Consider the following 11,642-nt stretch of genomic DNA (forward strand, 5'->3'; position numbering starts at 1 on the left):
ATCTTGGACTTCGAAAAACTTCTTACCGTAGATGTTAGACCAGGTATTTTCTTGCCCGTCGATAACCTTGGTTTGCAAGCCGCCGTACACTTCTTTAAAAGACATTTTTTGCGGGTTAGCGCCTAGCTGCTCAAACTGAGCCACCAGCACATCTGACGCTTGAACACGGAATTTCAAACCTTCGGCATCTTTTGGTGAGATCAGCGGTTTATTAGCCGACATCTGTTTCATCCCGTTATGCCAAAACGCAAGGCCCTGCAGTCCACGACGATTCATCGCGTTTTTTAGCTTGTCACCTGACTCCGAGTTTTGAAAACGGTCCACAGCTGCGACATCATCAAACAGGAATGGCAGATCGAAGATACGATACTTTTTAGTGAATTTTTCAAACTTCGACAGAGAAGGAGCGGCAAGATGCACATCACCGTTCAGAAGTGCTTCGAGCACTTTATTGTCATCATATAGTGTTGAGTTAGGAAAAACCTGCATGCAAACTTTACCATTCATCTCATCGTTGACTCGCTGCTCAAGCAATGAAGCGGCGATGCCTTTCGGGTGTTTATCGGTATTGGTTACGTGACTAAATTTGATCACAGTTTCACCCGGATCACAGTTGGCCATCGCATTAAAACTTGTCGCAGCCAGAACAGAGATAGATAGTAGGGTCAAAGGCTTAAACATTATTATTCTCCTTGTTAAGTAAACAACCCCATCACTGGGTGTTGATAATTAACTAAGGGCAATAAGCGAGCCAGCTTAGACTAAATGTTAATAAGTTATTAATTTTAAATGATTTATTCACTCCACCAACGAACAATCGCAAACTTATCAATTATTTAAAGAACATGCTTTGAGTGAAAAACCACCCAAAATAACGGCGACATGTGTACATTTCCACCAATAAAAAGCGACAAACCAAAATTCCTCACTATCTTTATGGTTTAATTTTTAGTCTATTTTCTGTCTAATACTAATAAAGAAAATTTGTTATTCATGTGCTAAAAATTATTATATTGGAGGGTGCTATGACAAGGATCGTTATATCATCGCTATCTATGTGCTTGCTGTTAACCAGCTGCAGTGAAGATGAGCAAAAAGCTACCGAAGAAGAAACAATCACAGCGACCTCTGAGATAGAGGTTCTTTTCCCTATAACCGAATCTCTTACGACAGCCTCATCCATTACAGTAAGAGGTACCGCATCAAGCGATATAAATTCGGTGAGTGTCAATGGCGTTGACGGTGACTTCCAAACTTACGCTGGATTCTGGACGGCGGAGATACCTCTTCAATTCGGTTATAATAACGTTAACATTTCTTATTCAACAGACAGCAGCACTCAATCATTCAATACCAATCGTATAAGACGAAACTCCTCTTTTTATGATGACCCCATACTTGCTAGTTACGCCGACAACACTAACTCAATATTTATTTATGAGAGTGACACTAATTCGCTCATTTATTTAAATTTAACAACTCAACAGTCCGTTCTTACCCGTCAATTTCAAGTAGAAGATCAGCCGGATGATGTGCAATCAAAAGATGAAATGCATGAGCAAAAACCGCTTTCAATTACTGCGAGCGCGAATGGGGATAAGGTATATTACTACACCGAATTTAATAATGACTATTACATCAATTTGATTGAAACCAACTCAGGAGATGTTACGACTCTCTATGGACCAGATTCACCAAGTTACGATGCATCCCTATTTGTAGAAAATTTTCCTCTCATATTAGATGAAGTTAATAATCAATTAATTCTTACTAAAGATAGTCCAAGCGACCCCGCGAACGCTTTAAATTTGATATCAAACACCTTTCATTCGCTCAATATTCCAGATCTGAGTACACAAGCTGCTAGCTCTGCTTTTTTACATTGGGCAATGAAAGATTCAAACACATTAACTTACATAGCCAAGACTGGTAGTACTTACTTTTCAGGTAATGTTGATATAGCGACAGGTAATTATAGCAACTACTCGGGATTATTAAGTTTAGTTGATGATTGCCCCGAAATAGATAATCGCTCGCAATTAACTTACGCAGTGAATCAAACGCTTTATTACTGGGCTGACTCAGACAAACTCTGCTATCTTGACACAACAAATTACACAATCGAAGAAGTCACAAATAACCTAGAAGGCTACCCTAATACTAATTTAATTAATCTTGACTTCATATATTCATACCCCAACCTAAACCGGAATGATGAAGATTATTTACTCGTTAAAGGTGCATCCAACATTGACTATCAACTCGTTCAGTTCGATAGTGGCTATCACTACTCTCTTATTGGGGATTTCATCGAAGTTGGTGATGGTAATATAAGCCCTACTACCGCTCGTGAAACGTTGCTGGACCTTGATTCAGGGAAAATATATTACATTATTCGCGAGGACGAAAACCGCATTGGTTCACAGATATTTGTAATGGATACCGCTAACCAAGAGTGGAGTGAAATTGGCACCTACCCAGATGTGAGGTTTGAAATTGCGGTTCTCAATGAACAGGAAAATGCTATCTACGCATATAACGACCGATCAGGTAATGACAATGAACTCTATCGAATAGACTTAGTAACCGGAGTCAGTACCATCGTCGTAGGTGCCACTGAAAAATCCACTGTCGATTACCCTGATTTCAACGTAGATTCAATTGCCTTCGATGAACAAAATCAAATCATTTATCTCGCTCGTGATATTAATGAAGCAGTACCAACAGGTTATGGCACATTTAGTCTACTCGCCTGGAATATTGCAACTCAGTCACTCACTGAAGTAGCCAGCATTTCCAACCAAGCCAACGCAACTAATATGCGAGCGAGTTACGATATGGTTTTCATTCCTGAAAGCCAACAAGTTGCCTTTTATCACTCCACGTCTGACTACCCCATTTGGACCGTGAATGTGTTAACTGGTGCGCGAAGCATCCTTTCCATTGATAATCTCAATAGTGGACCAAGCACGAGTAATGCGCGTGGTCTCGCCATTGATACCTCAAAGAACCGGATTATTGTTGCGTCTCAAGCTAGCCAATCGCTGTTTTCTATCGATTTAAATACTGGCGACAAAACCATGACAAGTGCTGAGGACCATGCTCAAGGTATTGTATTACTTCAAGTAATTGGTATTGATGTTGATCACAACAAACAAATTGCGCTCGTCGCTGACGAATCGATTGAGGCACTTTATTACGTTGACCTGATGACTGGTGAAAGAGTCATTATTCAAAATTAATCCTTTCGAATAAGCAATACATCCAATGGAAGCTCGCCTAGCTTAGCCGGCTTCCATCACAACATATTGTTCCAATCTAACTCGAAAAATCCCCCCAACTTAAGAAGAGCAGCTAATCTCCATCCCCTTGCCCCACTCCGGTGGTAACTTTGCCAACTCTTCCATCAGTGGGTGCTCATCATAAGGGGCAGCTAATAGTGTTAGCCATTGTTCTACCAATGAGTAATCACCTTGTTCAGCTTTATCGATCACATTTTGCAGCAAATAATTGCGTAAAATATATTTAGGGTTCACCAAGCGCATCGCCTCACATCGCGCTTGAGCGGTGATCTTTTCTCCCTGCTCGCTTACTTCCAACTCACAGCGAGCCAAATAAAGATCAACCCACGCTTGAGCCACACTTCGATCGAGAAAGAGATCAATCACAGGCTGAGAACCATGGCGATCAATATTCGCTAACTCACGCATAAAACGTGGGTAATCTGGTTGCTGTTGCTCAAGTAAATCAAACAGCATTACAAATAATTCGCCATCTTCCGCAAGCTGGCTATGCAAGCCCAATTTAGCCCGCATCTGCTGGCTATAGTACTGCTGCAACCGCGGTTCAAATTGCGCTAATGCCTCTTCAATCTGCGCCCTATCGATTAAGGAAGAAAGCGCATGACCTAGTGCAGATAGATTCCATAACGCAATCCGCGGCTGTTGATTAAATGCATAACGCCCTTGGTAATCCGAGTGGTTACAGATGTAGCTAGCGTCATAATCATCTAAAAAAGCAAACGGGCCATAATCAAAGGTTTGACCCAAAATCGACATATTGTCAGTGTTCATTACACCGTGACAAAATCCTACAGCCTGCCATTGAGCGATCATCAATGCGGTGCTATCGACCACCTGTTCAAACATCGCCGCATACGGATGCTCAGCCTCGGCGAACTCAGGCCAATACCACTCAATCACTTTATCCGCGAGCAACTTGAGCTCACTAATTTGATTGGTATAGAAAAAGTGCTCAAAGTGACCAAAACGGATATGACTCTCAGCCATACGCAACAACAATGCACCCTGCTCTCTCTTTTCTCTATAAACAGGCGTGTCGCTTGCAAGCATCCCCAAGCCACGTGTGGTCGCAATCCCAAGCCCAGCCATCGCTTCACTGCACAAATATTCACGAATGGTAGAGCGCAATACCGCTCTACCATCTCCCATGCGAGAGTATGGTGTAAGTCCAGCTCCTTTCAAATGCAAATCAAATACGGTGCCATGTGAATTTTCCATCTCGCACAACAGCAGCCCACGACCATCACCGAGATCTGGGTTATAAACACCAAATTGATGACCTGCATACTTCATTGCCAATGGCATAAATTGAGGATGGCTAAGCGCGCCCGTAAGCTGCTGTTTAAGCTCTCCGCTAGGGGCATTGGTAGGAAAACCAAATTGCGTCGCTAAGGAGCTATTCCAACTGACCCAACGAGTATTCTCTAATATTTGAGGAGAAACGGCGGTAAAGAACGTCGTCGGTAGTGTGGCAAATCGACTGGAGAAACAAGGAAAGGTTTTAGGCACGATGTACAATCCATTTACACATTGAGATTGTATCAAGTTACCAGAACAAGTCGGTGGGTGCTAGGTGAATAAAAATGAACGAGTTAGTACCCACAAACTCTACAAGGCTTATTCTATAAAGAATTACACCATTAAAAATACGCCAATAATTCCCGCTAAAGAAAATAAACAAGTCCGGCTAATCACACCGAAGTTAGAAGGCTGAATCATTTCTAGTCTTTCCATACACACCTCTTTGAATGTTACATTGAAATTACAATATGATGAATTTTCAGCGATTTCACAATCTTTATCATGATGAATTTTTTATGACAACCGATATATAGCGAAAGTCCTGTTCGACACGACGAGCAATAAAAAAGTTAAAACCAACCTTTCTAGCCTTGCACATAAATGCGGTCAAATTCCTCATCTGATTTAACCAAATAAAGGATAAATTCTACGAAGGCGATGATACCAATAACAATCGATGGAATACCTAGTAAAATAAAGCCGAACAGGAAGCACAGCAGCATAATCACGCCCTGATTGGTGTAGCACAAATAGAATTTGTGCGCGCCAAAAACACCTAGGAAAAAAGCAAACAATGCTGCAACAATCTTCTTCGATGCGGCGCTATCTGGCACTGATTCAGGGTAAACCGACTTCGCCGAAAATTGCAGTGAGACCAAATAACTTACCGCTACTGGGGCAACAGCCACTACACTGAAAGTAAGGTGTGCTATTCAAGGATCGAAACATGCGCTTATTGACCGCAATAACACTTTGGTTAATCACGTGTAGTGCCCACGCAGATTACAGCAATCTCGCTTGGTCAATCATGGACAGCAAAGGACAACGAGTTTACGACACCGACAACGTACTAAAAGCAGCGATTGAACAAGACCGATTTATCCCACTTCGTTTTGATACTCAATTCAAACAAGCCGCCCCCGATCTCTTTAAACAAATTTACGTGCAAGGCCAGTTTGAGCTCGATGCTTTTGCCTCTCAAGCATTGGTTGATGGCATACAAACCTTAGTTGGGGAATTTGCCTGCGCAACTTATCGACACTATGCTCGCGAGCCAGAAGCGACAAGCTGTAACGGCAAAGCCCGCGACAAAACAACCAAAGAAGCGATGCCGTTTCAAGATGGCCAGTTTATAAAACATCGGCTAGAAATCACGACCAATAGCATTCACAGCAATGCCCCCAACCGCAGTTACGACATTTATCTACCCAGCGTTCAACAAGCCCCCCTCACTTTGGTTTGGGGCGCGGTTCATGAACTTGGCTCTTTTTTTGTTCACAACCGAAAGCGCAACGATACCGTCTTAACCATTTATATTGATGGTTACCGACTCAATAGTGATGGGGAGCGCAGTCAACGCATTAGTGCAAAGCCTGAGATCGTGTTTGTGGTGCTGCCAAAGGCATCTAAACTAGGCCAACAAAAAAGTCAGAACGAAGCGGCGAAATTTGCTCTCGCCGATGCCGATTTGATTGTTCCGCTCTATTAACCAAGACATTAACCAATATAAAAAAGGCCCTCAAATGAGGGCCATTAAATGTTCATAGCAAACAACAGCATTCATTGCTGCGGCTGTTTCGCCAACACTTGATCAATATCGCTAGCACTATGGCGCTCAGGTACTTGTTCCCACTCTTCACCCCAAGCACGATTGACAATACGACCACGTTGTACAGCTTTACGTTCCTCAATTTCATCAGCCCAGCGCAATAAATTGGGATAGCTCTGCACATCCAGAAATTCCGCAGCATCATACAATTTGCCCAGCATTAAATTACCGTACCATGGCCAAGTGGCAATATCTGCTATCGAATACTCTTCACCGGCAAGATAACGATTATCGGCCAAGTGTTTATCTAATAGATCAAGCTGGCGCTTGGTTTCCATCGTGAAACGGTTGATGGGATACTCAAACTTTTCTGGCGCATACGCATAAAAATGGCCAAAACCGCCACCAAGATAAGGCGCACTACCTTGCAACCAAAACAACCAATTCATTGCTACCGTGCGTTGGGCAAATTCTTGCGGTAATAACTGACCGAATTTTTCGGCTAAATACAGCAAAATATGCCCCGACTCAAAAACATGTACGGCGGGTTCAACCGAGTTGTCGACGAGTGCTGGAATTTTAGAATTTGGGTTAACGTTGACAAATCCAGATGAAAACTGGTCACCATCACCAATGCGAATTAAAAACGCATCGTATTCAGCCTCTGTCACGCCTAGGGCAAGTAGCTCCTCCAGCATAATAGTGACCTTTTGGCCATTGGGTGTCCCCATTGAGTAAAGCTGTAATGCATGTTTGCCCACTGGCAAAACCTGTTCGTGACGTGCTCCCGCGGTTGGGCGATTAATGCTTGCCCACGCACCGCCGGTATCACTATCTTCAGTCCACACTTTTGCTGGAATATATTCATTTGTCATGACTTTTCCTTCTTGATTTATGCTGCTTTACTTAGAAGACATGGTGCCTGTTCATTTAAAATACAACCAAATACCTCGATTATCTAAATATGATATCCAACCAAGTAAGAAGCAAAACATATATATCCACATTGCACGCGATGTGAATTGACGATAGAGCGTTTTCTAACACCTTCGTTTCTAACGCCTAAAAAACGTTGAACTCAACGCATCACCACAAACGAGCAAAGAGGAAATGACGATTAATTTCGTCTAGCGCTTGACCCGTCTACGCATCTAGGGTTTAGTGTGCGCCCCCTTGTTTATAGTCTCTGAGGTATTCATGTCTATTGGTTTCGATTTCGGTACTGCAAACTGCAGTGTCGCACATACCGTTGACGGTAAAGTCACCCAAATTCCATTGGTTGGTGACAGCGCATTTATTCCATCAACACTTTGTGCACCTAGCGCAGAATCTGTCTCAGAGTATTTGTTTCGCTGTTTAGATATAAAGCCAAGCGATGAAACCAATGAAGCTGTCTTACGCCGCGCGGTAAAAATCAACCGCGAAGAAGGGCTTGAAATACAAGCTGATGAAGTAAAGTTTGGTCATCAAGCATTGGCGTTGTACCTCGAAGATCCGAAAGATACCTATTTTGTAAAATCACCTAAATCCTTTTTGGGTGCCATGGGGTTACGAGATATCCAACTGTCTTTCTTTGAAGATCTCGTGTGTGCGATGATGAGCAACATTAAACGCAGCGCAGAATCATCAATCCAATCAGAAATCACTCAAACTGTGATTGGCCGTCCGGTTAACTTTTTGGGTCGCGGCGGTGAAAATTCAAATATTCAAGCCGTTAATATTCTCGCTCGCGCGGCTAAACGTGCCGGATTTAAAGACGTAGAATTTCAATATGAACCCGTTGCTGCCGGCCTCGATTTTGAAGCCAGTTTAACGGTAGATAAAAATGTACTTGTGGTTGATATCGGCGGCGGTACCACGGACTGTTCGATGATTCGCATGGGCCCAAGCTGGCGCAATAAGCTAGAACGTAGTGAATCCCTACTCGCGCACACTGGTCAGATGGTGGGTGGTAATGATCTTGATATCTTCATTGCCTTTAAGTGCTTTATGAAAGAGTTCGGCCTTGGCAGTAAGTTACTCAGCGGCCTAGATTTACCTCTGATCCAATACTGGAATGCGATGGCGATTAACGACGTGCAAGCTCAGCGTAGCTTCTACGGTCATGACAATACCAAGCCACTGCGTGAATTCTTTAAAGCCGCCGCTGAACCGCAAAAGCTTGGCCGTCTACTGCAACTGCATCAAGAAACCTTAGGCTATGGCGTTATCAACCAAGCAGAAAAGGCCAAAATCGCCCTTTCTGATCATGATAACTATACGGCGAAAATTGATCTGATTTCCGAGCAATTTGAAATTTTCAGTGAACGCAGTGAGATCGAAGCCGCAATTGAAAATCCAATGGTTAAGATCCGTAATCTTGTCGAAGAAGCGGTCACTCAAAGTGGCATTCAGCCAGACATCATTTATATGACCGGCGGCTCAGCACGTTCAACCGTACTCACCGCAGCGGTCGCTTCTGTACTGCCTAACACCGAGATAGTCGCAGGCAACTACTTTGGCTCAGTAACCGCCGGCTTAACTCATTGGTCAGATTTAATTTATCGTTAATTTTTCGTATCAAATCAACGAAAAAAAAAGGAGCTTAGGCTCCTTTTTTGTTTCCAGTGATAAGACAAGAAGTAACGATAAAGCGTTCTTTCCCCCGCTTGTTCTTCCCACATTCCGCATGAAGTGATTCTTCGCCTCTAGGCAAAAAGCTCAAAAATCGGCCAGGACAAACCTGAGATCACAAAAAATAGACGCTATTTAAAAAAAATAGCGAGATTAATCACGCCTCAAATTTATTCATATATGAGCAATGTTGATCAAATATGAATAACGGTTAGAATTCCTACATCAATTAGGAGTACCACCATGTTTATTAATTACAACAACAATCCTGTTGACGCGAAGACTTACGATAGTCAGCGTTTACGCGATGAATTTCTTACTGAAGAGTTATTTACTGCAAACAGCATCAACATGCTCTATAGCCATATTGATCGCGTTGTTGCCATTGGTGTTTCACCAACTATTCGCTCTCTCAAGCTTGATGAGTATGTGGACAAAAAAGCGTTTGGAACGGATTACTTCCTTCAACGTCGTGAACTAGGCATTGTAAACCTTGGCGGTAAAGCAGAAATTCGCAGCCAAGGCAGTTGCTATCAATTGGAATATCTAGATGCATTGTATTTAGGTATGGGCGAACAAGAGATTGAATTTGAATCTCTTGATGTAAACGAACCTGCGGCACTTTATTGCTTAAGCGCTCCTGCACATCACACTTATCCATCGCGTTTAATTACGCAACAGAATGCCAAAAAGGTGGAACTTGGCAGCTTAGAAAATGCTAACGCTCGAGTCATCAACCAATACCTTCATCCTGATGTTCTACCTACGTGCCAACTATGTATGGGCATTACCCATCTTCAAACTGGCAGTGTATGGAACACGATGCCAGCACATACGCATGAGCGTCGTATGGAGGTTTACCTTTACTTCAACATCAAGCCATCGCAAGTGGTCTTCCATTACATGGGCGAGCCGACTGAAACTCGTCATATTGTTGTGAGAGATAAGCAACTTGTTCTTTCGCCTAGCTGGTCGATCCATTCAGGTTGTGGCACTCAAAATTACAGCTTTATTTGGGGAATGCTTGGGGAAAACCAAACATTCGACGACATGGACTTTATCGATATGAATTCAATACGTTAATAAAACTCTGTACCTACACTGGAGATAACAAATGATAACAAATAAAACCATTAAATTAGCTACTGTCGCCGCGGCTGTTACCGCTTCATTAAGCTTTTCAGCTATCGCGAATGCAGCAATTGAAATCAAAGCGGCCTTTAACCAGTCAGATAGCCATCCACAATATCTTGCATTAGAAAAATTTGGAAAAAAGCTCAGTGACGAGACTGATGGTCGCTACAAACTCACCGTTTACCCTAACTCTCTATTAGGTGACCAGCGAGCAGCACTTGAACTCGTACAAAACGGCGCGATTCAAATGGCGATGGTGGCGAACCCTTTAGTTGAAAACTACGACGAAACATTCCGTGTCATCGGTATGCCATACATCTATAACGGTTCAGATCACCAAGAAAAAGTGTTCACTTCTGGAGAGTTAGACCCATTATTCGCTTCAACGAAAAAATTTGGTTTTGAAGTCCTAACCGCATACACCGCTGGCGCACGCAGCATGAACACCAAACAAGCACCAGTGAACAACATTGCCGATATGAAAGGACAAAAAATTCGCGTAATGCAATCAGATACCATGATTAAAATGCTGGATTGTATGGGCGGAACTGGCGTGCCAATGAGCCAAGGTGAAGTATATTCTGCGGTACAACAAGGGGTACTTGATGGTGCAGAAAACAACGAAATCACCTACGCCGATTTGAAGCAATATGAAGTTGCCCCTTACTTTTCAGCTACTCGCCACCTAATGGTGCCAGACCTTCTAGTTGTGAGTAGCTACTTCACGTCTAGCATGTCAGAAAAAGACCAAGCAACACTAAGACGCCTAGCGAAAGAAAGCACGCCAATTGAGTTCAACATTTGGAATCAACACATTGAAAGTGCTAAGAAATCAGCAGAAGAGAAAGGCGCTATTTTTAACGAAGTTGACATCAAACCTTTCCAAAAAAGCTGCCAAGCAATGCAAGAAGAGTTGATCAAAACTCCGGCACAAAAAGAATTGTTTAAGAAAATTGTAAACATGTCTTAAGTATTAGTAAAAACGGGGCGTTGCGATAAGTACTGCCCCGATTTTAGGAATTTATATTATGTCTAATAATACAAATGGCCTTTTTGACAAAATCGACACGCTTAAACTTTGGATCGATAAAATCATCTCTGCCGTTTTAATTTTTATTGTTGCCGCAATGACGGTTCTGGTTACTTACCAAGTTGTTTCTCGCTATTTTTTTGGCAGCCCAAGCGCAACAAGTGAAGTGCTTTCTCGATATGCATTTATTTGGTTGATTTTAATCGGTAGTGCCTACGTCTTTGGCTTACGCGAACACATGGCAATTAGCTTTGTGAAACAGAAATTCACCGAAAAAACACAAATCTACGTTGAGATGTTTATTGAGTTATCTACCGCGACATTTGCTTTATTAGTGATGGTTATCGGCGGCTACAGCAGTACTGTACGTCAAATGTGGCAAATGGACTCAGCCTTACAGATTCCAATGGGAGTCATCTACGCTGCAATTCCAATCAGTGGCGGCCTGATCATTTTCTATTTCTTGTATCAGGAACTTGCCCTGCTACGTCGC

10 protein-coding genes are annotated in these 11,642 nt (G+C 42.6%); 6 read left to right on the plus strand and 4 right to left on the minus strand.

What is annotated here, in order from left to right:
* Positions 1 to 681: DctP family TRAP transporter solute-binding subunit (locus tag RH85_RS05545; protein WP_006711219.1), on the minus strand; the 681-nt coding region annotated here is incomplete at its 3' end.
* A 344-nt stretch (positions 682 to 1,025) separates the two neighbouring features.
* Here RH85_RS05545 and RH85_RS05550 point away from each other — a divergent pair.
* Entirely contained in the window at positions 1,026 to 3,242 is a 2,217-nt protein-coding gene (locus tag RH85_RS05550; protein ID WP_138956448.1) for a hypothetical protein, read from the plus strand.
* Positions 3,243 to 3,341: 99 nt separating this feature from the next.
* Here the strand turns inward: RH85_RS05550 and RH85_RS05555 are convergent, their stop codons facing one another.
* The gene (locus tag RH85_RS05555; RefSeq protein ID WP_006711221.1) at positions 3,342 to 4,811 is read right to left on the minus strand and encodes a protein adenylyltransferase SelO; all 1,470 of its coding nucleotides are present in this window, start codon (positions 4,809 to 4,811) and stop codon (positions 3,342 to 3,344) included.
* A gap of 377 nt (positions 4,812 to 5,188) precedes the next feature.
* Positions 5,189 to 5,512: a TM2 domain-containing protein gene (locus RH85_RS05560; protein WP_006711222.1), complete on the minus strand. Its 324-nt coding sequence runs from the start codon at positions 5,510 to 5,512 to the stop codon at positions 5,189 to 5,191.
* Between the two features lie 38 nt (positions 5,513 to 5,550).
* On the opposite strand from RH85_RS05560, the gene RH85_RS05565 reads away from it, so the two are divergent.
* Positions 5,551 to 6,312 carry a hypothetical protein gene (locus tag RH85_RS05565; protein WP_006711223.1) on the plus strand — a complete coding sequence of 254 codons (762 nt, stop codon included), beginning with the start codon at positions 5,551 to 5,553 and terminating at the stop codon, positions 6,310 to 6,312.
* A gap of 71 nt (positions 6,313 to 6,383) precedes the next feature.
* Here RH85_RS05565 and yghU read toward each other — a convergent pair whose 3' ends face one another.
* Complete coding sequence (gene yghU, locus RH85_RS05570) at positions 6,384 to 7,247, minus strand: glutathione-dependent disulfide-bond oxidoreductase (protein WP_006711224.1); 864 nt, start codon at positions 7,245 to 7,247, stop codon at positions 6,384 to 6,386.
* 322 nt (positions 7,248 to 7,569) lie between these two features.
* On the opposite strand from yghU, the gene yegD reads away from it, so the two are divergent.
* From yegD to RH85_RS05590, 4 genes are all read left to right on the plus strand, one after another.
* Positions 7,570 to 8,922 carry a molecular chaperone gene (gene yegD / locus RH85_RS05575; protein ID WP_006711225.1) on the plus strand — a complete coding sequence of 451 codons (1,353 nt, stop codon included), beginning with the start codon at positions 7,570 to 7,572 and terminating at the stop codon, positions 8,920 to 8,922.
* A gap of 306 nt (positions 8,923 to 9,228) precedes the next feature.
* Entirely contained in the window at positions 9,229 to 10,068 is an 840-nt protein-coding gene (gene kduI / locus RH85_RS05580) for a 5-dehydro-4-deoxy-D-glucuronate isomerase (protein WP_006711226.1), read from the plus strand.
* Between the two features lie 31 nt (positions 10,069 to 10,099).
* Entirely contained in the window at positions 10,100 to 11,089 is a 990-nt protein-coding gene (locus RH85_RS05585) for a TRAP transporter substrate-binding protein (RefSeq protein ID WP_006711227.1), read from the plus strand.
* Between the two features lie 58 nt (positions 11,090 to 11,147).
* A partial coding sequence (locus RH85_RS05590; protein ID WP_006711228.1) for a TRAP transporter small permease occupies positions 11,148 to 11,642 on the plus strand: 495 nt, incomplete at its 3' end.

The sequence above is a fragment of the Vibrio ichthyoenteri ATCC 700023 genome, from assembly GCF_000222605.1.
GTDB classification, from domain to species: Bacteria; Pseudomonadota; Gammaproteobacteria; order Enterobacterales; family Vibrionaceae; genus Vibrio; species Vibrio ichthyoenteri.

What these genes read in the sequence shown, in the direction of transcription:
- RH85_RS05550 (WP_138956448.1), top strand. Translation starts at nt 1,026, where the DNA reads ATGACAAGGATCGTTATATCATCGCTATCTATGTGCTTGCTGTTAACC.
- RH85_RS05565 (WP_006711223.1), top strand. Translation starts at nt 5,551, where the DNA reads ATGCGCTTATTGACCGCAATAACACTTTGGTTAATCACGTGTAGTGCC.
- yghU (WP_006711224.1), bottom strand. Translation starts at nt 7,247, where the DNA reads ATGACAAATGAATATATTCCAGCAAAAGTGTGGACTGAAGATAGTGAT.
- yegD (WP_006711225.1), top strand. Translation starts at nt 7,570, where the DNA reads ATGTCTATTGGTTTCGATTTCGGTACTGCAAACTGCAGTGTCGCACAT.
- kduI (WP_006711226.1), top strand. Translation starts at nt 9,229, where the DNA reads ATGTTTATTAATTACAACAACAATCCTGTTGACGCGAAGACTTACGAT.
- RH85_RS05585 (WP_006711227.1), top strand. Translation starts at nt 10,100, where the DNA reads ATGATAACAAATAAAACCATTAAATTAGCTACTGTCGCCGCGGCTGTT.